This is a genomic window from Roseateles sp. DAIF2 (genome assembly GCF_015624425.1).
Taxonomy (GTDB): Bacteria; Pseudomonadota; Gammaproteobacteria; order Burkholderiales; family Burkholderiaceae_C; genus Kinneretia.
Map to the genome: position 1 here is coordinate 2,333,817 of NZ_CP049919.1, position 22,770 is coordinate 2,356,586.

16 protein-coding genes are annotated in these 22,770 nt (G+C 69.7%); 5 read left to right on the plus strand and 11 right to left on the minus strand.

The annotated features are described in order from the left end of the window. The first annotated feature begins 126 nt into the window (after window positions 1-126). Both G8A07_RS10900 and G8A07_RS10905 read left to right on the plus strand, forming a co-directional pair. A complete protein-coding gene (locus G8A07_RS10900; protein ID WP_195797018.1) occupies window positions 127-1,248 on the plus strand; it encodes an NAD(P)/FAD-dependent oxidoreductase in 1,122 nt (373 codons plus the stop codon). Between the two features lie 68 nt (window positions 1,249-1,316). Further along, on the plus strand, window positions 1,317-1,787 hold the full coding sequence (locus G8A07_RS10905; RefSeq protein WP_195797019.1) for a hypothetical protein: 471 nt from the start codon (window positions 1,317-1,319) through the stop codon (window positions 1,785-1,787). 169 nt (window positions 1,788-1,956) lie between these two features. On the opposite strand, the gene G8A07_RS10910 is transcribed toward G8A07_RS10905, so the two are convergent. The 3 genes from G8A07_RS10910 to G8A07_RS10920 form a co-directional block, all read right to left on the minus strand. Next, entirely contained in the window at window positions 1,957-4,002 is a 2,046-nt protein-coding gene (locus G8A07_RS10910; protein ID WP_195797020.1) for a glycosyl hydrolase family 18 protein, read from the minus strand. A 59-nt stretch (window positions 4,003-4,061) separates the two neighbouring features. After that, window positions 4,062-6,926 carry a chitinase C-terminal domain-containing protein gene (locus tag G8A07_RS10915; protein WP_195797021.1) on the minus strand — a complete coding sequence of 955 codons (2,865 nt, stop codon included), beginning with the start codon at window positions 6,924-6,926 and terminating at the stop codon, window positions 4,062-4,064. A 122-nt stretch (window positions 6,927-7,048) separates the two neighbouring features. Next, a complete protein-coding gene (locus tag G8A07_RS10920; RefSeq protein WP_213086266.1) occupies window positions 7,049-8,713 on the minus strand; it encodes a glycoside hydrolase family 19 protein in 1,665 nt (554 codons plus the stop codon). 635 nt (window positions 8,714-9,348) lie between these two features. On the opposite strand from G8A07_RS10920, the gene G8A07_RS10925 reads away from it, so the two are divergent. Beyond that, on the plus strand, window positions 9,349-9,903 hold the full coding sequence (locus G8A07_RS10925; RefSeq protein ID WP_195797022.1) for a hypothetical protein: 555 nt from the start codon (window positions 9,349-9,351) through the stop codon (window positions 9,901-9,903). Here G8A07_RS10925 and G8A07_RS10930 read toward each other — a convergent pair. Continuing rightward, window positions 9,900-10,658: an arginyltransferase gene (locus G8A07_RS10930; protein WP_195797023.1), complete on the minus strand. Its 759-nt coding sequence runs from the start codon at window positions 10,656-10,658 to the stop codon at window positions 9,900-9,902. The two genes, G8A07_RS10925 and G8A07_RS10930, sit on opposite strands and share 4 nt — an antisense overlap. A gap of 36 nt (window positions 10,659-10,694) precedes the next feature. Further along, on the minus strand, window positions 10,695-11,453 hold the full coding sequence (aat, locus tag G8A07_RS10935) for a leucyl/phenylalanyl-tRNA--protein transferase (protein ID WP_371816441.1): 759 nt from the start codon (window positions 11,451-11,453) through the stop codon (window positions 10,695-10,697). A 15-nt stretch (window positions 11,454-11,468) separates the two neighbouring features. Between aat and G8A07_RS10940 the strand changes: the two genes are divergently transcribed. Continuing rightward, the gene (locus G8A07_RS10940; protein ID WP_195797024.1) at window positions 11,469-11,834 is read left to right on the plus strand and encodes an ArsC family reductase; all 366 of its coding nucleotides are present in this window, start codon (window positions 11,469-11,471) and stop codon (window positions 11,832-11,834) included. 1 nt (window position 11,835) lies between these two features. Next, window positions 11,836-12,546 carry a riboflavin synthase subunit alpha gene (locus G8A07_RS10945; protein WP_195797025.1) on the plus strand — a complete coding sequence of 237 codons (711 nt, stop codon included), beginning with the start codon at window positions 11,836-11,838 and terminating at the stop codon, window positions 12,544-12,546. A 3-nt stretch (window positions 12,547-12,549) separates the two neighbouring features. Here the strand turns inward: G8A07_RS10945 and G8A07_RS10950 are convergent, their stop codons facing one another. From G8A07_RS10950 to G8A07_RS10975, 6 genes are all read right to left on the minus strand, one after another. Then, a complete protein-coding gene (locus G8A07_RS10950) occupies window positions 12,550-14,652 on the minus strand; it encodes a DUF4157 domain-containing protein (RefSeq protein WP_195797026.1) in 2,103 nt (700 codons plus the stop codon). Window positions 14,653-14,694: 42 nt separating this feature from the next. Beyond that, window positions 14,695-15,864, minus strand: coding sequence for an ADP-ribosyltransferase (locus G8A07_RS10955; protein ID WP_195797027.1), 1,170 nt, complete (start codon window positions 15,862-15,864; stop codon window positions 14,695-14,697). Window positions 15,865-15,968: 104 nt separating this feature from the next. Beyond that, window positions 15,969-16,307 (minus strand): hypothetical protein, encoded by a 339-nt coding sequence (locus G8A07_RS10960; protein WP_195797028.1) that lies wholly within the window; start codon window positions 16,305-16,307, stop codon window positions 15,969-15,971. Next, a complete protein-coding gene (locus G8A07_RS10965; protein WP_195797029.1) occupies window positions 16,304-18,919 on the minus strand; it encodes an Ig domain-containing protein in 2,616 nt (871 codons plus the stop codon). The genes G8A07_RS10960 and G8A07_RS10965 overlap by 4 nt, the downstream gene beginning before the upstream one ends. A gap of 8 nt (window positions 18,920-18,927) precedes the next feature. Continuing rightward, the gene (locus tag G8A07_RS10970) at window positions 18,928-20,259 is read right to left on the minus strand and encodes an ATP-binding protein (RefSeq protein WP_195797030.1); all 1,332 of its coding nucleotides are present in this window, start codon (window positions 20,257-20,259) and stop codon (window positions 18,928-18,930) included. A 119-nt stretch (window positions 20,260-20,378) separates the two neighbouring features. After that, window positions 20,379-22,769 (minus strand): contractile injection system tape measure protein, encoded by a 2,391-nt coding sequence (locus G8A07_RS10975; RefSeq protein ID WP_195797031.1) that lies wholly within the window; start codon window positions 22,767-22,769, stop codon window positions 20,379-20,381. Window position 22,770 lies beyond the last annotated feature (1 nt).

Consider the following 22,770-nt stretch of genomic DNA (forward strand, 5'->3'; position numbering starts at 1 on the left):
GAGTGTGCGACCAAGCGTAACGCGGCGGCTCGGGATAAGCCCGCATCCGCAGGGCCTGCGTTGCCCGGGCGTGAATTAGTGAACACCGAAACAAGCGGCGCGTGTCGGGTCGGCACAATCGGACGCATGGACAAAGTCGATGTGGTGGTGGTCGGTGCCGGCGTGGTCGGGCTGGCGGTGGGGCGGGCGCTGGCCCGCAGCGGGCGCGAGACCCTGGTGCTGGAGCGCGAGACGGCGATCGGGCAGGGCGTCAGCTCGCGCAACAGCGAGGTGATCCACGCGGGCCTGTACTACCCCGAGGGCTCGCTGAAGGCGCGCCTGTGCGTGGCCGGGAAGCACCGGCTCTACGAGTTCTGCGCCAGCCATGGCGTCGCGCACCGCCGTTGCGGCAAGCTGGTGGTGGCCACCGACGCGGCGCAGCTGGCGGGCCTGCGGGCGCTGGCCGCGAAGGGGCAGCAGAACGGCGTCGACGACCTGCGCTGGCTGGACGGCGCCGAGGCGCGCGCGCTGGAGCCGGCGCTGCGCTGCGAGGCCGCGCTGCTCTCGCCCTCGACCGGCATCGTCGACAGCCACGGCCTGATGCTGGCGCTGCAGGGCGATATGGAGACCGCCGGCGGCATGCTGGGCCTAGGCTCCGAGGTGCTGGGCCTGCGCGCCACGCCCGAGGGCCAGGTCTTGCGCGTGCGCGCCGACGGCGCCGAGATGGAGCTGCTGGCCGATCTGGTGATCAACGCCGCGGGCCTGTGGGCCCCCTGGCTGGCGGCATGCAGCGAGGGCCTGGACGCGGTCCATGTGCCGGCGGCGCATTACTGCAAGGGCAGCTATTTTTCGCTGGCCGGGCGCGCACCCTTTGGCCGCCTGATCTACCCCTTGCCGCAGGAAGCCTCGCTGGGCGTGCACCTGACCCTGGACCTGGGCGGCCAGGCCCGCTTCGGCCCCGATGCGCAATGGCTGGAGGGCGTGGCCGATCCGGATGGGCTGGACTATGTCGTCGACCCGGCGCGCGCCGAGGGCTTTTATGCCGATGTGCGCCGCTACTGGCCCTTGCTGCCGGACGGCGCGCTGCAGCCGGCCTACAGCGGCGTGCGCCCGAAGATCCATGGCCCCGGCGAGCCGGCCCCGGACTTCCGCATCGACGGCCCGGCCCAGCATGGCGTGCCGGGCCTGGTCAACCTGCTGGGCATCGAGTCGCCGGGGCTGACCAGCTGCCTGGCGATCGCGGACGAGGTGCTGGCGCGCCTCGCCTGAGTTAAGTTCGCGCGCGGCCGCCGCGCTACATTCGGCACCCAACAGAACCATTCGAAGGGGAGGGGCCGATGCGTCGTCGAGCCCAGATGAAGGTTGCCGCCTTGCTGCTGCTGGCCTTGGCGGCGGCCGCCTGCAGCGAGTTCGGCGGCGGCACCGGACCGATCAGCCGCAAGATCGGCGAGGTCGTGCGCGATCCGGCCGCCCAGGAGCTGGATCTCGCCCGGCTGACCAGCTTCGGCTGGGACCGCTTTTATTTCTTCCCGGCCGAGACCAGTCGCGAGCAGATCTGCGCCTTCATCGGCGCGGGCCGCAAGCATTGCGGCCGCATCATCCGCTACCCGGTCGTGCCCGCCGGCTCGGTCGCCCTGCTGTTCGGCCTGGACGGGCAGCTGACCCATGCCGAGCTGCATGCGCTGGAGAACGGCCGCTTCGATCTGCAGCTGAGCCCCGAGGGCCATCCCCGCAGCGCCTCGGTCTTCAAGATCCGGCGCATTCCCTCCAGCAGCGGGCGGGATACCGTCTGGCTGGGGCCGCGATAGGACCTGGCGTCGCGGTGGTCCGGTGAGTCATTTCACCGACTTCGTCTTGAAGCGGTGTCGGCGTTGAATGCTGGAGTGACGAAAGCACGCCAGAAGAAAAAACGCACCGCCTGCGGCAACAGCTGCCGCGGGCGGTGCGAGTGCGCTAGCTAACTAGTCGACGGGCTTTTTACTTCAACCCGTTGCTGATCGCCTTGATCAGCGTGCCCTGAGCGTCGTCACCGTCGAACTCCCAGAAGAAGGCGCCGCCCAGACCCTTGGTCTTGACGTAGTTCATCTTCTCGGTGATCTGCACCGGCGTGTCGAAGCTCCAGAAGGTGGTGCCGTTGTAGATCCACTGGGCGCGGCTTTGCGGATCGACGAAGCTGGGCCAGTTCAGGGCCTTCAGCACCTTGTAGTTCTCGTTGCCCTTCTCCCAGGTGGCCGGTGCGGGCACGCCGCTCTGGTACAGGCCGTTGCCGACATTGGGCACATTGGTCCAGCCGCGGCCGTAGAAGCCGATGCCCAGGTTGAGCTTGGTGGCCGGCACGCCCTTGTTCAGATAGGCCTTCAGCGCATCGTCGGTGTTGTAGAGCCGCACGTCGCCGGCCGCGGGGTCGGCGCTGCTCGGGTACAGCGGCGAGTGGAAGCCGGTGATCGGGTCCCAGCCGCCGTGGAAGTCGTAGGTCATCACGTTGATGAAATTCAGATAGGGGTGAGCCTTATCCGGATCCCAGGCGCGAATCTTGTCGACCCCGGCGGGGGCGGCCATCGTCAGCAGCAGGCCCGCGCGGTGGGCGTCGAGCTGCTTGCGGAACTCGGCCAGCAGGCCGGTGAAGTTCTCGCGGTCCTCGGGCTTGCCGCAGCCCAGGCCGCAGGCGTTGGGGTATTCCCAGTCGAGGTCGATGCCGTCGAACACGCCGGCCAGCGCGGCCGGTCCGCCGGCGTCCTCGACGCGCGGCAGATCGCCCTTGATGTAGGCGTCGATGCAGCTCTTGACGAAGGCGACCCGGTTCTCCGGCTTGGCCGCCTCGGAGAAGCCGCGCGAGTAGGTCCAGCCGCCCAGCGAGATCAGCACCTTGAGCTTCGGATACTTGGCCTTCAGCTTCTTCAGCTGGTTCCAGTTGCCGCGCAGCGGCTGGTTCCAGGTGTCGCCGATACCGTCCACGCTCTGCGCGGCGCTGAAGCTCTTGGTGTAGTCGGCGAAGGCATCGCCGCCCGCGCCAGTGCTCTCGTTGACCGCCTGGGTCACACCGACCTCGCAGCGGTTGTTGCGCACATTGCCGAAGGCGTAGTTGATGTGCGTCAGCAGCGGGGCGGAGCCGCTGGTCTCGATGTTCTTGACCAGATAGTTGCGGCCGTAGATGCCCCATTGGGCGAAGTAGCCCAGCACGGTCTTGTCGGTGGCACCGGTGGTCGTGACCGAGATCGGGGCCGAGGGCTGGGAGGCGCCGGCCTGGCTGACGGCAACGACGCTGAAGTTGTAGGTGGTGTTGGGTGCCAGGCCGCCGATACTGGCCTGCGTCAGTGCGGTCTGGGTGGCCTGCGTGGCGCCCTGCAGCACGCGGTATTGCACCGTGCAGTTGGGGCCGGCGGTCACCGCGTTCCAGCTCAGGTTGACGTTGTCGCCACCCTGCGAGGGCGAGTTCAGACCGCCGGGCGTGGCCGGGATGCTGGTGCAGGGGGCCGGCGTCGTGACCAGCAGCGAGGCGCTGAGGGCCGAGGCATTGGAGGCCTTGTCCTTGGCGCGCACCTGATAGCTGTAGTTGGTGCCGGCGGTCAGGCCGGTGTCGGTATGGCTGTTGCCGGCGGGCGAGGCGATCAGGGTGCCGCCGCGCAGCAGCTCATAGCCGGCCAGGCCGCTGCCGCCGACGTTGTCGGTGGAGGCGCTCCAGCTCAGGGTTACGCTGTTGCTGCTGAGGTTGCTGGCGGTGGGCGTGCCGGGCACGCTGGGCGCTGTGATGTCCGGACCGACGGGGTCGCAGGTGCCCAGCGGCTTCCAGACGGCCCAGGGGCCGGAGTTGGTGGCCGGCGAGTTGTTCTGGGTCCACCAGTTGGCCTGGTAGGCGGCGTTGTTCTGCTGGGCCTTCTGGCCGGCGGTGTAGGTGGCGCTCGGGCTCCATTCCGGCACGCCGGTGCAGTCATAGGCCTGGGCCGCGCTGCCGGCCAGCAGGCCGGCGGCCAGCGCCGTCCAGCGCAGGGCGCGGCGGGTTTGTGCGGGTTTCTTCAGTTTCATGCTGAGATTTCCTCTGCGTTTGATGGATCTGTGGATCGATCGTGGGGTGGGGTGAAGGATCAGCGCTTGATGCTGCGTTGCTGGGCCGTGGTGGCCGCTGCCTTGGCGGCGGCCGGGGCGACGACGGCGGGCACCGTGCCGCGGCGTGCTTCCTGCACCAGCGTGTAGCTCTTGCCGCCGAAGGTGACGACCCAGTTGCTGGGCATCGGCATCGGCAGGTAGTAGTTCAGCGTGATGCTGACGCTGGCGCCGGGGGCCAGGCTTTGCCAGCCGGGCAGCTTGAAGGTGGCGCGGTGGAAGTCCTTCAGCAGGCCGCCGATGTTGTGGCCGGAGGCGTTGGCGCCGCTCTGCGTCACCGTCAGGCCGAAGCCGCTCTGGTCCGTCAGGGTGGCGGGGATCGCGGTGGGCACGTCGAAGCTGAACTCGGTGCCGCCGGGGAGGGTCTGGCCGGTGTTGTTGGTGACGGTCAGGCTCGGGTTGATCGGGTAGTTGGCGTCGCCCAGCTTGAAGCCGGACAGCTTGACCCCGATGTCCAGCGCCTCGGCCGGCAGGGTCGCCGGGCTCAGGCGGTTGCCGTAGGGGGCGGCGGTCTTCAGCTTGTTGTACAGGGTCTGGGTCAGGGTGTTGCCCATGAAGTACTCGCCGCGTGCCGCATCCCAGCCGTAGTCACCGGCCAGCTCCCAGAACATCACGCCGCCGATGCCGCGGTCCGCCACGTACTGGGCCTTGATGCCGACCGACTGCTCGTCCTCGGTGGACAGGAACACCTTCTTCTGCGCGTTCCACAGCCAGGGCGCGACCAGGGTGGCGTCGTAGTTGCGGACATAGGTGCCGACCAGCTGGTCGATCGGGTTGGTCGCCGGGTTCAGGCCATAGGCGGCCAGGTAGCTGCCGGGGCGGCCCTGGGCCAGGTTCATCGCATGCCACATCGGGTTGGAGCCGGCGGGCACCTCGCGGTTGCCGACGTCCAGGTCATGCCAGAGGTTGTCGATGCCCACGGCGCCGGCGCCGCACTTCTGCACCGTGCCGCCGCCGGTTCCGGGCGGGCACTTGGTCTGGTCGGCCTGGGCCGCCTGACCCCACAGGCCGTTGGTGCCGCCGGTCACATCCTTCCAGCCGCGGGTGTAGAAGGGCAGGCCGATGTTGATGCGGCCGGCCGGCAGCGCGCCGCGGAAGTAGTGGTAGGCCCAGTCGGTGTTCAGGTAGCCGATGCGGCCGTACTGGGCGCTGCCGTAGTAGTTCCAGGCGATCAGCTCGTTGTCGCGGCCATCGTCATAGAGCGCCGCGTTGGGCCCGACGAACTGGTTCCAGGCGCCGTGCAGGTCGTAGCTCATGATGTTGACGTAGTCCAGGTACTGGGTCACCTGGAAGGCCTCCATGCCTCGCAGCAGATAGCCGGAGGAGGGGGCCGCGATCGTCAGCATGTAGTGGCGCGCATCGGCCTGGCCCGCCACGTCGAGCTTGGCGCGCAGCACGCGCATCAGCTCCACGTAGTTCTTCATCAGCGTGGCGCGGCGTGCGTTGGAGATCGTGAAGTCGTTCGGGTTGCCCGCGTCCTTCATGCTGGTCGGGTACTCGTAGTCGACATCGACGCCGTCGAAGCCGTACTGGCGGATGAAGGCCACGGCCGAGTCGGCGAAGGTGTTGATGCCGGCCTGGTTCAGGCTGCCGTCGGCATTGGTGGTCATCGTGTAGAAGCCGGTCGTCTCGGCCCAGCCACCGACCGAGATCAGGGTCTTGACCTGCGGGTACTGCTTCTTGAACTTGTTCAGCAGGTTGAAGTGGCCCTTGTAGGGCAGGGACGGATCCAGCTCGGCGCCGGCCACGCCGGGCCAGGAGAGGCCGGTGGCGGGGTTGTTGGCGTCGGCGGTGTTGCCCACCGAGATGCGGTTGCTCGCATCGACGCTGGCGAAGGCGTAGTTGATGTGGGTCAGCTGGCTCCAGGGGATCTGGTTGGCTAGATAGGCGGGCTGGCCGTTCTTGCCGGTGCGCCAGCTGGTGAAGTAGCCGATGATGCGGCGCGGCTTGTCGGCGCCCATCTTCTCGCGGCCCTGCTCGTCATAGACCTTGCAGTAGGCCGGCGTGGTGCCGGGCGAGGTGACCAGGCCTTCGGGGCGGCAGCGTTCTTCACCGACGACCGGGCCGTTCACGGTGATGGTCACGGCGGCGCTGTTGCCGATGGCGCCCTTGTCGTCGGTGGCGCGGGCCACGATCTCGGCCGCGCCGGCGCGGGCGGTCCAGACCACCTCATAGGGCGCGGTGCTGTCCTCGGCGACCAGGGCGCCGTTGATGTAGAAGCCGACCTTGGCGACGCTGCCGTCCGAGTCGGCGGCATTGGCCGAGAGCGTCACCGCGTCGCCGACGGTGGGCCTGGCGCCGGCAGCCGGGGCGGTGAGCTGCGCGGTCGGTATCTGGTTGACCGGCCCGGTGCTGACCGTAACCTGCTGCGAGCGCGTGGCGGTGGCGCCCTTGTTGTCGGTGACGGTCAGCGTGATCGAGTAGGTGCCGGCCGCCGCATAGGTGCGGCTGGCGGTGGCGCCGCTGGCGCTGCCGCCGTCGCCAAAGGTCCAGGCATGGCTGGCGATGCTGCCGTCCGGGTCGGTCGAAGTGCTGCCGTTGACCGCCACGGTCAAGGCATTCGCGGTGGCCGTGAAGTTGGCGACCGGCGGCTGGTTGACGCCGTCGCAGGCGCCCAGCGGCTTCCAGACGGCCCAGGGGCCGGAGTTGGTGGCCGGCGAGTTGTTCTGGGTCCACCAGTTGGCCTGGTAGGCGGCATTGTTCTGCTTGGCCTTCTGGCCGGCGGTGTAGGTGGCGCTCGGGCTCCATTCGGCCAGGCCGGTGCAGTCATAGGCCTGGGCTGCGGAGCTGAGGAGGCCAGCGGCCATCAGCAGCAGGGTCAGCGGGGGTGACGAGGAAAATCGCATGGAAGCACTCCTTGCTTGGGGAAATTTCGGACCGTTGGAATGAGCAAGACCTGACCCCTGTGCCGATGGGCACGGGGTGGTCGGATGAGAAAGCGGTAGGGGCGGCGGCGGGGGGCGTTCGGTCAGGGCCGCACGATCACGTCGAAGTACTTCTCGACGCAGCGCTGGTAGTCGCCCGCCTTCAGGGCGAAATGGGCGGTCTGGTAGCCGACGCGCTTGCAGGCAAAGGCCTTGCCCTCGGGCATGTCGGGGTAGTAGGCCCAGTCCTGGTCCCAGTAGATGTCCAGCGCGCCGGCACCGCCGACCTCGAAGCGCTTCTGGTTGCCGCAGCCCAGCTCCTCGTTGGCGGCGATCGGCACGCCGAGCGCGGCGGCATGCTGGTGGTAGTAGGCGATGCGGTTCACCGACTGCGGCTTCTCCGCGCCCTGGCCGCATTCGATGCCGCCGTTGATGATGTTGGTGGTGGCGCCGAAGCCGGGCTTGATGCCGGCGGCGCTGTCCACCGCATTGGGCACCCAACTGCCGTCCACCACATGCAGCATGCTGGGCTTGGGCGAGGCCGGGTAGACGAAGAAGAACACCGCCGAGGCCAGGTTCAGCCAGGTGTCGGCCACCAGCTCGGGCCGGTCCAGCAGCACCCGCACGTCGCCATACATCGCGTCGGAGAAGGGGCCGTAGTTGAAGTTGTAGGAGAGCTGCTTGGCGCCGCGCCCGAAATACTGCTTGAAGCGCCCCTGCGCATCCTTGCCGCAGGGCCAGGCCTGGCCCTGCCAGGTGCTGGGCAGGCATTCGTTGTTGTAGGGGCAGCCCTGGCCGTCCTCGCTGCAGCCGGATTCGCGCACGTAGTACAGCGCTTGGCGCCATTCGGGGATGACGCTGTTGCGGTCGTGCGCGCCGGTCTCCTGGGTGAAATGCGCGAACATCGTCGCCAGGGTCTTGCGGCAGATCGCATCGGCGTCGCGGCCGTCGCTGTAGGCGGCGCAGACGCCGGGGAACTTGGCGAAGGCTTGCAGCAGGCCGGTGTAGGTGTAGGAGGGATGGCGCTGCGGCACCAGGAACTCCCATTGGCTGGCCGGCAGCAGGCGCTCGACGCGCTTGACGTTCTCCGGGTTGGCGGCCGCGCCCGGCGCGACCGCGGCCACCGCCACGTTGTCGCGCGTCGCGACCGAGGCCTTGACCGAGCGGAACAGCGCACTGTCGGTCAGGCGCGCCTCGGCGGCCAGCACATCGGCCTGGCGCAGCAGCCATTTGCTGGTCGCGGGGTCGCGCGTGACGCTGGCGACGGTGATGCTGGCCGAGCGGCTGGCGCTGGCGCCCTGGTTGTCGGTGACGGTCAGGGTCACCGCATAGGTGCCAGGTCTTGCGTAGGCATGGCTGACCCGGGCCCCGCTGGCAGCGGCGCTGCCGTCGCCGAAGTTCCAGGCGTAGCTGGCGATGCTGCCGTCGGGGTCGCGCGAGCCGCTGGCATCGAGCGCGACGCTGAGGCGGTCGATCGTGTTCGTGAACTGCGGCTGCGGCGCCTGATTGCCGCCGCCCGGGCCGCCGGCATCGCAGGCGCCCAGCGACGCCCAGGCCTGCCAGGGGCCGGCATTGCTGGCCGGGCTGGCGTTCTGGTTCCACCAGCGTGCCTGGAAGGCCTGCTGGCCCAGCTGCGCGCGCGCGTTCGCGGCATAGGCGGCCTGGGCGTTCCACTCCGGCACGCCGGTGCAGTCATAGGCCGCGGCGACGCCGCTCCCCAGCAGGGTCAGGGCGCTCAGGCCCCAACGTCGTCCTCTAGTCATCCTCATCTTCTTATGCTCCCTTGGGATTTCTTGGGGGCCGGGCGGCCGAATACAGGCCGTGCACGCCGCGCGACGGGGCGCACGGCGATGACGGCATCAACAACAGCAAACGAACGGATACGGCGGCTGCGGCGACGGAAGGAAAGAAAAAATCGAACCGGGCCGGTCAGCGTGGCGGGGCCAAAAGGTCGGGGGGCGGGCGCGTGGCCAGGTGCATGGCGTGTTGCAGGTGAACCAACATGAACGTCACTCCTCTCTCTCGGATCGGATGGATGTGCGCTACGTCAGGGGTCCGCCACAGCATTGCGGACCGGCGGCCAAGTCGCGGTACTGCAGCGATGTCTTGGTGGTATTTAATGTAGATACCAGTTGACGGTCTGTTATTCGCACAAACCCGGATAAGTAGCGTAACTTCAGGTAAGTTTGTCTTTATATGCCTTGTTAATCGTCAAAGTCGGCAAGAAAGTTGCGGAATTTGCTATGAAACAGTGTTCCTAATTGCGACCAATGTGCTACCAGTTTTTGAAATCGGCAGACCGGAGGTGCAGCATCGCTCCAGGGGACGATGGCGCGGATCCGCGGCCGCTGCTCCAATCGCGGCTTCCCGTTTCTAGCCGCCATCAGCACCGGCATCGACGACCATGAAGCTGCTACTCCGACCGACCTGGCGTGATGGCGCCACCTGGGCCTTGCGCGGCATCGTGGCCGTCGGCTTTGCCTGTGCCGGCTTCGCGATGATCGAGCGCTTCCGGCTCGGCGGCGCGCCGTGGCGGCTGCTGCTGTTCTGGCTCATCTATGCGCCGCTGGTCTACTGGGTCTGCATCCGCGAGATCCGCATCGGCGGGGCGGCTGTCGTGCGCGCCGCGCGGCCCCGGGCCGCGGTGCAGGTGAGCTTCGCGCTGCGACCCGAGGGCGGCGAGTTCGGCGGCGCGGCCGAGCGCGAAGCCATCCATGTGCTGAGCGACCGGCTCGCGGCGCAGCTGGAGGCCTCGGGCCAGGGCGAGTTCGATGGCGACGAGTTCGGCGCCGGCCGCTGCACCCTGTTCATGTACGGCGAGGACGCCGAGGCGATCTACCGCAGCGTGGCCGCGACCCTGGCCGCCGCGCCGCTGCTCAAGGGCGCGCGGGTCGAGCTGTACCAGGCGGGGGCGGGTGGCGACAAGCGGCCAGAGCCGCTGCGCGTGCTGAGCCTTTAGGGCTGCTGCTGCGCCAGCTCCCACTTCCCGTCGCGCAGCAGCTGGTGCGGGCGGAAGCGCGCCTTGTAGGCCATCTTCGGGCTCTCGGCGATCCAGTAGCCGAGGTAGAGATGGGTCAGGCCCAGCTGGCGGGTCTGCTCGATCTGCCACAGCACGTTGTAGCTGCCGTAGCAGGCCCCGTCTTCGGGCTCGTAGAAGGTGTAGACGGCCGACAGCCCGTCGTTCAGCACATCCAGGATCGAGACCATGCACAGCCGTCCTTCGTCGTCCTCGGCGGCGCCCGGCGCCGGCGGGGCGCGGAACTCGACCAGGCGCGAATTGATGCGGCTTTGCAGCAGGAACTGGGTGTACTGGTCGACGCTGTCATGGTCCATGCCGCCGCCGCTGTGGCGGCCGGCCTGGTAGCGCAGGTAGAGCTGGTAATGCTCCTCGCTGTAGCCCAGCCGCATCACGCGCGCGCGCAGGTCCTGGTGCTGGCGCCAGGCGCGGCGCTGGCTGCGCGAGGCCTGGAAGTCCGCCACCGGGATGCGCATCGGCACGCAGGACTTGCAGCCGTCGCAATAGGGGCGGTAGGTGAACAGCCCGCTGCGCCTAAAGCCCGCCTCGACCAGGTTGCTGTAGGCATCCGCATGGATCAGATGGCTGGGCGTGGCCACCTGCGAGCGCGCCTGGCGCTCGGGCAGGTAGCTGCAGGGATAGGGCGCAGTGGCGTAGAACTGCAGCTGAGAGAGCGGTAGTTCCTTGGGATGAGTCACGGCGGTGGGTCCGGTCGGCGGGCGGGTTGATGGACATTATTCTGCGTCAAGCCGCGCCCACAGCCCGGGCTCGAACACCCAGGCGGAGGGGGGCAATGGGGAGGATTGCCCGATCGCCGCGGCCAGATGGGCCTGGAACTGCGCGCGCGGCAGCTCGGCCGCGCCCAGCGAGGCCAGGTGGCGGGTGTTCTGCTGGCAGTCGATCCAGGGGATCGCGTTGCGCCGGCACAGGCAGATCAGCGCCGCCAGCGCGATCTTCGAGGCATCGGTGCGGCGCATGAACATCGATTCGCCGAAGAACATGCGGCCGAGGTTGACGCCGTAGAGCCCGCCGACCAGCTCGCCGTCGATCCAGGTCTCGACGCAATGCACCGCACCGCGCTCGCGCGCCCAGTGCACATAGGCGGCCTGCATCTCCGACAGGATCCAGGTGCCGTTCTGGCCCTCGCGCGGCGTCTGCGCGCAGGCCTGCAGCACCTGGGGCAGGGCGCTGTCGACCCGGATCTCGCAGCCCGGCGTGGCGCGGAACTTCGCGATCGTCTTGCGCAACGAGCGGCTCAGCTTGAAGTGGCGCGTCTGCAGCACCATGCGCGGGTCGGGCGACCACCACAGGATGGGCTGGCCCGGGCCGTACCAGGGAAAGATGCCGCGCCGGTAGGCGGCCTCTAGGCGCTCGGGCGCCAGGTCGCCGCCGGCGGCCAGCAGGCCCGGCGCCTCGGACTCGGGTCCGAGCGCCTGTTCGGCGGGGGGGAATTCCAGCGAAGACTCGTGCAGCCAGTCGATCATCGGCTTCATGGTAGCGTGTCGCCCATGAAGAACAGCAGCATCATCACCGTCTACGGGATTCCGAATTGCGACACCGTCAAGCGCGCCCGCGCCTGGCTGGACGAGCGCGGCCTGGCCTACCAGTTCCACGACTACAAGAAGGCCGGCGTGCCCGCAGACCAGTTGCAGCGCTGGATCGCCGAGTTCGGCTGGGACAAGGTGATCAACCGTGCCGGCACCACCTGGCGCAAGCTGGACGAGTCGGTCAAGGCCGGCGTCACCGACGCCGCGAGCGCGGCCGCGCTGGCGCAGCAGCAGCCCAGCGTCATCAAGCGCCCGGTCGTGCAATGGGCCGACGAGCATCTGTCGCTGGGCTTCAGCCCCGAACTGTTCGACAAGGAGCATGCCTGATATGTTCACCGGCATCGTGCAAGGCCTGGCCCAGGTGGCCGCGATTACCGAGAAGCCCGGCCTGACCAGCTTCACCCTGGACTTCCCGGCGGGCTTCTGTGAGGGCCTGGAGATCGGCGCCAGCGTCGCCTGCGATGGCGTCTGCCTGACCGTCACCGCGCTGAAGGGCCCGAACGCGGCCGACTTCGACGTGATGCAGCAGAGCCTGAACCTGACCACCCTGGCCGGCCTGAAGCAGGGCAGCGCGATCAATGTCGAACGTGCCGCCAAGGAAGGCGCCGAGATCGGCGGCCATCCGCTGTCCGGCCATGTGGACTTCATGGCCACGTTGGAGAGCGTGCGCAAGCCCGAGAACAACCATGTGATGCGCATCCACGTGCCCGCACCCTGGATGCGCTACATCTTCGCCAAGGGCTATATCGCGATCAACGGCGCCAGCCTGACGGTGGCCGAAGCGGGCCGCGAGAGCGGCGGCGCCGGCTGGTTCGAGGTCTGGCTGATCCCCGAGACCCTGCGCATGACCACCTTCGGCGAGAAGGCCGTGGGGGCGTCCTTGAACATCGAGATCGAGCGCTCGACGCAGGTGTTTGTCGACACGGTGCGCGACGCGATCGAGGAGCGGCTGGGGCCGCTGCTGCCGGCGCTGGAGAAGCTGCTGGCGCAGCAGGGGCAGAGCGTGGACGAGTTGGCCAGGCCGCCGCGGCTGGGCTGAGAGTCACCAACTCGCCAGACGCTCCTCAACGATTTTTCTGGCGGTCGCGATGATGTCGGGCGTCGGATTCGCGCCTGGTTGGATCAGCGCCAGCAAATCGGCGGGAATCAGCATGTTCACCAACTCTTGCGTGGTGCCGGCGACGGGGCCTTGTGCCTGCGCAACGAGCCAGTTCGCATGGGTGTCGCGCGAACCGTCGCTCAGCCAATGCCAGAGCTGCATACCGCCGAGACCCAGGCCGATGGCTCCGGCCATGACCGGCAGCCCACCCATGCCTAAGCCAAGGCTGGCGAGGGCCAGTGAATTTCTGAGCACCGACGACTGCTTCTTCTCGCGGGCGAAAAGCAGAAACTTGTCGAGATCTGTCGTGGGCACACCGCTGCCGATCGCTGCATGCTGGTCGGACTGCTCGGTGTTAGCCATGTTTCGGTACTTGTAGTAGTCATGCGCGGCCCAGCCGCCCTTCCAGAGGTGGTAGGCGCTATAGATGCCGCCGGCGCCGTAGGCCATGCCCGTCGGCAGGGCACTCTCCAGACCCGTCTGTTGGGTCAGCCAGCTGGCATCTCTTCCCTTGGACATCTCGGCCAGGGTGAAACCGCCACCGCGTGCGAGGTTGCTGCCGATGCCTTGCCACTGCTCCTTGAGGTTTTCCTTGGCAATGAATCGGCCTTCCTCGGTGCTGCGGTCGGCCAGTAGGTAGTTGAGCGCGCTGGCCGGTATGTTGAGCGTTGCGGACCCAAGTTGTGCCAGTGCCCCCAGGCTGTCGCCGGAGGCGCCCACGGTACCCATTATTTGGCTGCCGGGATCGCTGCTTCGCTCCAGCATCTGGTGCGCGCCCATCGGCCCGGTGATCGAGGAGATCGGCCCGGGAGCGATCAGGCCCGAGACCGCATCGACCAGGTTCTTTGTGCTTTTTGCCGTGCCGACCAGGCCGCCGATGCCGCTCTGCAGCAGCCCTCCCAGCACTGCATGCGCACCGGCGCCGGCCTTCTCCAACAGAGAGCCTCCGGACCCGTCGCTCATGCGGGTGTAAATGTCGGACATGGCCGAAGGCCGGGCCTGCGCATTCTGCCCCTGGCCGATGAAGCCGCTGCCGAGACCGCGCGCAATGGGTGAGACCAGGCCGGCGAGGGAGGCGAGCCCCTTCTTCTTCGCATTGGCCAGGTAGCCGTTTCCGGGCAACTGCCCTGCTGCTTCGACATCGCCGTCGGCCAGCTCCAGTGCATGACGGCTGTGATCCCAGGCGCCGCTGACTCCCTTGTGGACCGTGTGGGCCAGACTGCCGACCGTCCCTATCGCGCCGCCGATCAGCCCCCCGGCGGCACCCGTCACCACCCCCCCCATGGTTCGAACTCCACGCAGCAGCGGACTCTCGTTCGGCACCACCGCGTCAGGCTGAAGCAGGTTCCATCCGGCATTGGCTCCCTGTTTAGCCCAGTCGTACCAGCCGAGATAGCTGCTGCGGGTCGCCGAGTGGTTTGCAGGAAGATCATTCTGTGGCGCGGCATGCGGCGCGGCCACGGGCAGGGCCGGCAGAGCGGGGCCCCAGAAGTAGTCTTTGAACCCGAACAGCTGATGGGTGTTGCCGTCCCGGCCCAGCGGCGCGAGGCCGTAGGGAGTGCGAACTGGACCGAGCTGGAGTGCGCGCTCGCCCATGACCGTGGCTTCGTGCTCCAGCTGTGGGCTGTCATTGAGGGCCTCGCCGCGTTCGCTGCGCTGGGTAACGCCTACTCGGCCTTGTGCCTGCTGCACCACATGCCAGGCCTCGTGCGGGAGGTGCCTCTCCTGCCCCGGGCCTAGATGGATGTCCGTGCCCTGCGCGTAGGCATGGGCCTGAAGGGTGGCCGGCTTGCTGGAGTTGCGGTGCACGCGCACGCCGGACATGTCCATGCCGGACAAGGCTTCGATGCCGCTCTTGAGCGATTCGGGCAAACCGGTTCTGTTGGATGCGGGTGCGGCCCGCCGCAGTTGGGCGATGCGCTCGCCTTGCTGCAGTTGCCTCGGTCCGTCGCCCGTCATACCGACGCTACTGCCGCCCGGCGCGTGTGTGCTGACCGGACCATGCACGCGCTGACCCTGCGTCGAGGTGCTGGCATGGTCCTTCATCAGGCGCCCCTGGTTGGTTGCGAGCACTGACCGTTCGTGTGTTCAGCCCTCGTCGTAGTCATGGCAGCGATCCTCCTTGCTGTAGCCCAGATAGCGAAAGGTGCAGCCGGCCGGGAACAGGACTTCCTCCTCGCCGCCGCCATACTCATCACCACCCAGGCTGATGATGTCCCGGCCGGATCGGTAGCTGCGAATCCGGATCATGAAATGGGTGTCGCTGCCCTTGCCGAAGCCCTCGGCGATCGAGCGTTTGATCGAGGTCGACAGGAATCCTGGTTCCCTATAGGTTTTGCCGACTGCCAGCGTGTCCAGACTCGCCCCGCCGATCAGATGACCAGTGCCGCGCCACAGCTCGTCACCCTTGTGTACCGGGCTCATCAGCAGCGCGTTCTGCAAGGAAATGATCGCACCGGCCTGCTCCTCGGTCGCATCGAGATCGCGCAGGGGCTTGTTGAAGTAGCGTTCCGCTTTTCCGGTGCTGGGCGAGGTGTAGTCCTCAATGACTTTTGAATCTGGCACGCCGTGCAGGGTGTCGCTGGTGTCCAGGATGTCCAGGTCGGAGCGTACCTGGCGCGCGCGCCGACGCCGCTCTTCTCTGCGCAAGGGAATCTCGTCGCGAGCCATTTGCTCGAAGTCGGCCGTGACCTGGCGCTGCCGCGTTTGAGGCAAGGCTCGAAAGCCGCCGGCCCTTTCCCGCGCGGCTCTCAGTTCTCGCCGCCAGACAAGTAGCTTGCTGAGATCTGGATCCTGCAGGTAGCGGCGCTTGGCTGCCTCGGCTTGGGCGAACGGGTCCCGCCGAGCCGGGGCTTCATCGGTGTCGTCGCCGCAGCGCTGAAGTACCGGCGCACGCGGTGGCGGGGTGGGCGCGCGTGCGAACAGCAGTTCACCCGGAATGCCTCGCTCCGAGCCGGTCGCGATGTTTACCCGCAGCCCTGCGCGCACGCGCTCGACGACACGGGCGATCAGTTCCTCGTCGTTGCGGGCCGAGGCGGCTTCGGGCGCGTAGCGCAGCGCGGCCTGCCGCAGGCGACCTCGCCCATCTCCTTCATGCTTGGCGAACCAGGCCGCGATGTAGGGGCAGTCGTCACTGCTCTGGCGGCGCACGGCCAGTTCCTGATCTGCGCAAGCCCGCACGGCCTCGCGCAATGCGTCGAACCACTGCGCATCCGCATTGCCTTGCGTCGCCTCGTCTGAGGTCTGGAATTGAGCCACTGATGCCGCTGGCATACGACGCTGAGACGGGCGCTCGGTCCTTGTTCTCGAAGTTGTCGATAAACCCATGGCTGAATCCCAAGCTGGTTGGTCGGCGGCGCGGGCTAGGACTTGGCCTGCGAATTCGCCACATTCGCCGCCAGCATGCGATCACGCTTGCGATTCATCGCCCGGCTCTTGCTCGGTTTCTCCTCGCGTCCCTTGCCAGGCTTGTGCGATGTCACCTTGCCGCTGGGCGTAGCCGTCGAATGCGACTTGCCGCGGTTGAAGCCCTTGGTCTTGCGATCGGGGTGGAGCTGTACCGGTAGCTCTGCTTGCAGCTGTGCGATGCGCGAGCCCTGGGCCTGCTGACGCGGCGAGCCGGTGGCCCCTTCGTGCCCCGAGTGGCCAGCCGCGGCGCGCGGGGACAGGCGCGGATTGGATGTGGCGAGTTTTTCCTTCATGGCTTCTCCACCTTCGGTTTCAGCAGCACCCACAGTGCCACCAGGACAGGGATCGCGATCAAGAGGATCAGCTGTGCATTGCCGTCGCGCAGCGCGCGCAGCGCGGGGTCGCAGTGCAGCAGCGCGGCGCCCAGCAGGAAGGGCGGGATGCCGGCCAGCAGCGCATAGCGGCCCCAGCGCGCGCGCCAGTCGCAGTTCAGCTGCAGCGCGATCCAGATCGTGGCGCCGGCCAGCAGCAGCATCTCGAACACCACGCGCAGCGGCCAGCGCTGCTGGCAGACGAAGGCGCAGATGTTCATCGTGACCTCGTTGGGGGGATGGCGCACCATGGTGGTTTTCAGCCGAACCTGCTCCTCGGCCGTGAAGTTCTGGCCCCGCAAGGGGGGCGGCCAGAAACCGACCCCGGCGAAGTTGTCCTGGAAGTACACCAGGTCGTCCTGCAGCTGGAGCGGGTCCTTCGCCGGCAGGAACTGCACCGGCACGATGCTGCGCAACACCGCGCGGCGGTTGCTGCCCTGCAGGCCCGACGACTGCTCCACCCAGGCGCGCAGGCGCTTCTTGCTCTCGCCGCTGGGATCGGGCAGCAGCACGATGAAGCGCAGCTCCACATTGGTCTTGCTGACATAGTCGCCGCCTTCGTCGGCGATGCGGCCGCCCTCGTCCATCAGCGGCTCCTCGATGTTCTTCAGCAGCTCGAACAGGCGCTCGATCGCGAAGGGCGGCACCTGGCGCAGCTGGGCCTCGGTGAACGCCAGGTTCAACGCATAGCGGCGTTTACCCTCCTGCTTGCGCAGCTCGTCGGCCAGCGCCTTGACGAAGCGCGGATAGAACTCGGCGAAGCGCTGGCTCAGCTTTGCGTCCGCGCCGGCGTCGGGGATCTCGTCGAAAAACAGGCTCAGCCCGTCGCCCATGTGCTGGCGCTTGCCGAAGCCGGGCAGCCAGGCCTGCAGGCGCGCGCGCAGGCCCGGCAGCGGGCGGTCGATCAGCTCGCGCGCCTGGCTCGGCACGTTCTCGAGCATGCGCTGCACGAGCTGCTCGCGCGCCGCGTCGGGCTCGGTGCGCAAGAAATCCCAGTCGCGCCGGTACAGCATGAAGTCGATCTGGGTGCCGTAATGCTTGGCCCGGCGGATGAACTCGGTGCTGGTCTCCGACCAGAGTTCGGGCTGGTTCAGCTTCAGGTCGGTGTCGAAGGGCAGGCCCAGGTAGCTGATGCGATGCAGCAGGCTGAAGTCCAGGATCGAGGGCGGAGGCGCCGGCTTTGTTTTCTTCTTGGGCGTGGCGTCTTCCTCGGCGGCGGCTTGCGCGGGCGGCGACAGGTCGGTCCAGGCGGGGTAGATGCCGTAGACCAGGCCCTGGCTGTTCTCGCTCAGGCAGTCGCAGTCCGGCACCGCGCGCCAGTCCAGCGGCTGGGCCGGCTGCAGGCTCACCAGGCGCTGCGCCGCCAGCACCAGCCAGTCGCGCAGGGCCGCGGGCAGCAGCCAGTCCGGCAGCTCCTCCCAGGCGATCTGGTCAGGTTTCAGCGGCGCCGCCTTGACCGGCGGGGCGGCGGTGGCGCCGGTCTTTCTGGGCTTTTTGGATGAGTCCGTGGGTGTTGCGGCAGGTGGGGGCCGGAAGCGGCAGATCCGCGCGATCGTGGCCTCGTCGGGCGTCTCCGCGACCTGCTGGCGGGCGCTGGCCAACAGCAGCTCGCGGCTGTGCCGGCAGCGCTGTGCCTCCAGCGCGGCCAGGAACAGGTCGCGGGTCGGGTACTCGCGCTCCAGCATTGGCGCCAGCATCTGCAGCAGCTGCGCCTGCTGTGCCTCGGTCCAGGCCGGCTCCAGCGCCGGCGCCGGGGGGGGCAGGCTGCCGGTCGCCGCGCGAGGCGGCGCCGCCGCCGCTGTCGCTTCCGCGGGCTCGGGCTCGGCCAGCAGTGCGTCCAGCTGCGCGGCCTGCAGCCGGTAGATGATCGCGCTGGGCGGCAGGCTCTCGGCGCGCACCTCGGCCCGGCTCGGGTCCAGCCCGCGCAGCGCCGGGATGGCCGGCTTCGGCGGTGGCGGGGGGCTGCTGGCGGCCGGCGTCGCCGGGGCGGGCTTGGCGCTGGCGGCGCCGGCCACGCGCAGCAGATAGGTCTGGCTGGCCTGACGGCCGTCGGCATCGGTCAGCAGCACGCCGAACTGGTAACTGCCCTGGGCTTCGGGCATGCCGCACAGGCGGCCATGGCGATCCAGGCGCAGGCCCGGCGGCAGGGTGCCGCTGGCCAGGCCGAACAGATAGGGCATGCGGCCGCCCTCGGCATACAGCGGGACCGCATAGGCCCGGCCGGTCCGCGCCGCCGGCAGCGGCTGGCGCGGCGGCGCCAGGCTCAGCGGCAGCGGCGGCTGCTCCGGCAGGGTGCTGCGGGTCAGCGTCCCGCAATCGGTCGTCGTCAGGATCGCGGCACCGGTGGTGGGGGCCATGCTGATGCCGATGGTGGCCGAGGCGGGCGCGCCGGCCGGCGCGATGCTGGCAACAGGGGCCGAGGCCGGCGGCGCCGGCGTGTCCGCACCGGCCAGCCCCAGCGCCAGCAGCGCGGCGGACAGCACCGTCAGCGCCGCCAGGCCCGCGCAGCAGCCGGCGGCGATCCCGGCGCGCATCGTCGTCCTCACAGCGTCCGTCCTTCCTTGCGCAGCTCGCGCGCCAGGCCCGCGCGCAGCTCGGCGCCGCGCAGGCGGCTGCGGCCGTCGCGCAGCGCCTTCAGCGCCGCATGCCGGATCACGTTGGCGATCGCACCGCCCGACAGCTCATGGCGTTCGGCCAGACCGGCGAGGTCCACATCCGCGTCCAGATGCTCGGCCGCCAGCATGCCGCGCCACAGGCGCAGGCGCTGCTCGGCGTCGGGCAGCGGGAAATAGACCATCGACTGGAAGCGCCGCGAGAAGGCCTCGTCGATATTGCTGCGCAGATTGCTGGCCAGGATCACCATGCCGGGGAAGTCCTCGACTCGTTGCAGCAGGTAGGCGATCTCCTGGTTCGCATGGTGATCGTTGGCGTTGTTGGCCGGGCCGCGCTTGCCGAACAGCGCATCGGCCTCGTCGAAGAACAGGATCCAGCGGCGCGACTGCGCCTGGTCGAACACCCGCGCCAGGTTCTTCTCGGTCTCGCCGATGTACTTGGACACCACCATCGACAGGTCGATCCGGTAGACGTCGGCGCGCGCCGCCTGGCCGATCAGGGTCGCGGTGAGCGTCTTGCCGGTGCCCGGCGGGCCATGGAACAGCGCGCGGTAGCCGGGCTTGAGGCTGCGCGCCAGGCCCCAGTCGCGCAGCAGGGTCTCGCCCTCGCGCATCCAGGCGCAGAGCTGCTGCACCTCGTCCATCACCTCGGGTGCCAGCACCAGGTCGTCCCAGTTCAGCGGGCTCGTGATCAGCTTGGCCGGGAACTGCGCGCTGAAGTCGGGCTTGCGTGCCTCGCCGCTGGCCAGGCGCTGCAGCGCCTCGGCGCTGGGCAGCAGGGCACCGCTGAGCTGCGGTTCACCCGCGGCCGGTGCCTCCAGGCTCAGCAGGTTCTCGCGCGCGAAGGCATGGCCGGCATCGAACAGCGCCAGCAGCGCGATGCGCGCGCCCAGGTCCTCGCCGGCGGCCAGGAAGGCCGCGGTCTCGCCGGTCGGCAGGAAGCCGCCATGCCCCTGCGCCTTCAGCCCGCCGAACTCGGTGAAGCCGCGGTCCAGGTTCTGATTGCGCATGAACAGCAGGTCCAGCATCGCCGGCCGCAGATGCGGCGCCAGCGCCAGCGCCAGCACCGCGCGCTCGCGCGGCCCCAGGCTGAAGCGCTCGACCAGCCCGCCCAGCGCGCTGCCCGCCGGCAGCCGCGGCGGCGCCCCGGCCTCGGCCAGCTCGGCCGGCCGCTGCTGGAAATGCTGCTCCAGCCGCAGGTCCAGCAGGCGCTGCAGCCAGTCCAGTTCCAGCGTCAAGGCCTCGGCATGCTGTTGGTCCATTTCAGCGCCTCCGCATGCCACGGTTGCGTTCCCGCGCGAGCGACGCCGATCCGGCTCCGCCGGGCGGTCGTCGCTGCCCCCTTGCAGGGGGCAGCCGCAGGCCGTAGGGGGTGAGCTTTTCACCGCCAGTCGACATGGATCACTCCTCCCATCCAGGGCAGCCGGATCAGGCCGTAGCTCCAGGGCAGCCGGTCCAGCAGCATGTCGAAGGCGCGCGGCTCGACCTTGAGCCGCCAGCGCGCCGGGCTGGCGGCGCTGTCCGGGCCGGCCTGCTCGGCCTCGGCGTCCAGCACCAGGCGGCCTGGCCGCTGCAGAAAGCTCTCGCGCAGGCCCTCGTTGCGGGTGCTGCCTAAAGCGCCCCAATGCGCGATCAGCGCCTGCAGCAGCTGGTCCAGCTCGGCGCGGCGCTCGGCCTGCAGCGGCGGTGCCTCGGCCAGCAGCGCGTTCGGCGCGGCGCCGCACAGCAGCTTGCTGAGCGGCAGGCGATGCTCGTCTTCGCCGCTCGCTGCCACGTCGCCGCGCACCAGGTACTGCAGGCAGGCCACCGCCTGCGCGCGACCCGGCTCGCCGCGCCATTGCCGGCCGCTCGCGTCGAGCAGGCCGAAGCGGGCGAAGAGTCGCGGCGCATAGGCGGCGAGCAGCACCTGGCCGGCATCGTCCACCCACAGCGGCTGCCCCGCCGGCAGCGGCGCGGGGGCGGGCAGGGCGGCGCGGGACGGTGGCACGCTCGCCGGTGCTGCCAGCGCCTCGCGGCCCAGGCCCAGCCCTTCGACGAAGAGCCGGCGGCACAGGTTTAACCACAGGCGCTCGCGCCGGCGTGGCGTGGCATCGCTGGGCATTGGCGCGGGGTCGAGTCTTGCCAGGCCGAACAGGCGCTGCAGCCGCAGGCGCAGGCCCTCGACCGCGCGGCCGAACTGGGCGCGCAGCAGCTGCCAGCGCTGCGGCTCGGGCGTGGCGCGCAGCCAGCGCAGGCAGGCGCGCGGCGTCTCCAGCAGGCGCGCCAGGCGCAGGCGCTGGCTCCAACCCCAGCGCCCTTGCTGGCAGTCGCGCGCCAGCGCCTGCAGGGCGGTGGGTGGCGCTCGGCGTGCAGGGGATGCCTCGGCCGGTCTGAGCGGCGCGACGGGGGGCGGGGCGGCCGCCGGCGCGGCCTCGGCCTGCTCCTCGCTGCGCTGCCAGCGCGCCCAGGCGGCCCGCCACAGCGCCTGCCAGCCGCTGTGGCTGTCCGGCAGGCGGCGCCCGGCGGCCAGCTCGGCCAGGCTGGCCTCCATCAACAGCGCCTGCAGCCGCGCCAGGCGCGGGCGCCGGCCGGCCGGGCATTGGCGCTGCAGGCGCAGCGCGGTCTGACGCAGCGAATCGGCCCAGGCCATGCCCGCGCCGCCGTCCGGCAGGCCCAGCAGCGCCGGCAGCGCCTCGGGCTCCAGCAGCTCGCTGCAGCGCCGGCGCAGGCGGCGCTGGCGCAGCCAGTCCTGCAGCTGGGCGCGCAGGCCCGGCGCCGGCTGGCGGCCCAGGGTGGCCAGCAGCTGGCGCGCGCGCTCGCGCTGGCGGCTGCCGCTGCGGCCCTCGCGGCGCAGCAGCTCGCCCAGCTTGGCCAGGGCCAGGCGGGCGGGTTCCTGCCGCTCCGAGGTGCCGCCGGATTCGGTGTCGGGGTCGGGTCTTGCCTGGGCCTGCGGCCGACCCAGCACCGCCTCGAACAGCTCGCGCGCCAGCGGATCGTCCGGCGCCGCGCCGCGCGGCGCCGTGGTCGGCTGCAGGGTCTGCCAGCCGCTGCCCAGGGTCTGCTCCAGATCGGCGCGCAGCGCGGCGAAGAGGCGCTGGCGCCAGGCCATGCCGGGCTGGCCGCCGCCCTGGCCCCACAGCGCGCGCAGCGCGGTGGCGCGCAGGCGCTGGCGCAGGCGCAGCGCCTGGTAGGCGCCGATGCGGCCGCCGCGCTGCAGCGGCGCCAGCCAGTCCTCGTCGAGCCGGCCCAGGCCCTCGGCCAGCGCCGGCTGGCGCGCGGCCAGCAGGGCCTGCAGGCCCTCGGGCGGGCTGATGCGGCTCAGGCGCTCCAGCACCAGGCCCTGCTGCGGCGCGCGCTGCAGCTGCTGCCACAGGCGCCGCCCCTGGCGCCGTGCCAGCCGCTCCAGCCAGGCCGACAGGCCCTGGCCGCTGGGCGGCCGGGCCAGCTGCCAGGGCAGGCAGCCATGCAGCAGGAAATGCAGGAACTGCTGCAGCTCCAGCGCCGCGGCGGGCAGGGCCACTGGCGGGCCGGCCGGGCCCAGGGCCCGCGCCAGCGCCGCGTCGATGCGCGCGCGCCAGCGCTCGGGCGGGTCGTCCAGCCGCAGGCGCCCGAGCCGCAGCTCCAGGCGTTCGATGCGCCGGGTCCGGTCGGCCGGCGCCTGGGCATCGAGCGCCTCGGCCAGCAGCGGCAGCAGCCGGCCATGCAGCAGCCGGGTCAGCGGCTCGGCCTGCTCGGGGCTGGCCAGCCGGGCCCGCAGGGCCAGGGTCTCGATCTGATGCCGGTGCGCGCTCATC

Coding starts and splice junctions, on each gene's coding strand:
- G8A07_RS10900 (WP_195797018.1), top strand. CDS start 127: ATGGACAAAGTCGATGTGGTGGTGGTCGGTGCCGGCGTGGTCGGGCTG.
- G8A07_RS10905 (WP_195797019.1), top strand. CDS start 1,317: ATGCGTCGTCGAGCCCAGATGAAGGTTGCCGCCTTGCTGCTGCTGGCC.
- G8A07_RS10910 (WP_195797020.1), bottom strand. CDS start 4,002: ATGAAACTGAAGAAACCCGCACAAACCCGCCGCGCCCTGCGCTGGACG.
- G8A07_RS10915 (WP_195797021.1), bottom strand. CDS start 6,926: ATGCGATTTTCCTCGTCACCCCCGCTGACCCTGCTGCTGATGGCCGCT.
- G8A07_RS10920 (WP_213086266.1), bottom strand. CDS start 8,713: ATGAGGATGACTAGAGGACGACGTTGGGGCCTGAGCGCCCTGACCCTG.
- G8A07_RS10925 (WP_195797022.1), top strand. CDS start 9,349: ATGAAGCTGCTACTCCGACCGACCTGGCGTGATGGCGCCACCTGGGCC.
- aat (WP_371816441.1), bottom strand. CDS start 11,453: ATGAAGCCGATGATCGACTGGCTGCACGAGTCTTCGCTGGAATTCCCC.
- G8A07_RS10940 (WP_195797024.1), top strand. CDS start 11,469: ATGAAGAACAGCAGCATCATCACCGTCTACGGGATTCCGAATTGCGAC.
- G8A07_RS10945 (WP_195797025.1), top strand. CDS start 11,836: ATGTTCACCGGCATCGTGCAAGGCCTGGCCCAGGTGGCCGCGATTACC.
- G8A07_RS10950 (WP_195797026.1), bottom strand. CDS start 14,652: ATGAAGGACCATGCCAGCACCTCGACGCAGGGTCAGCGCGTGCATGGT.
- G8A07_RS10960 (WP_195797028.1), bottom strand. CDS start 16,307: ATGAAGGAAAAACTCGCCACATCCAATCCGCGCCTGTCCCCGCGCGCC.
- G8A07_RS10965 (WP_195797029.1), bottom strand. CDS start 18,919: ATGCGCGCCGGGATCGCCGCCGGCTGCTGCGCGGGCCTGGCGGCGCTG.
- G8A07_RS10970 (WP_195797030.1), bottom strand. CDS start 20,259: ATGGACCAACAGCATGCCGAGGCCTTGACGCTGGAACTGGACTGGCTG.
- G8A07_RS10975 (WP_195797031.1), bottom strand. CDS start 22,769: ATGAGCGCGCACCGGCATCAGATCGAGACCCTGGCCCTGCGGGCCCGG.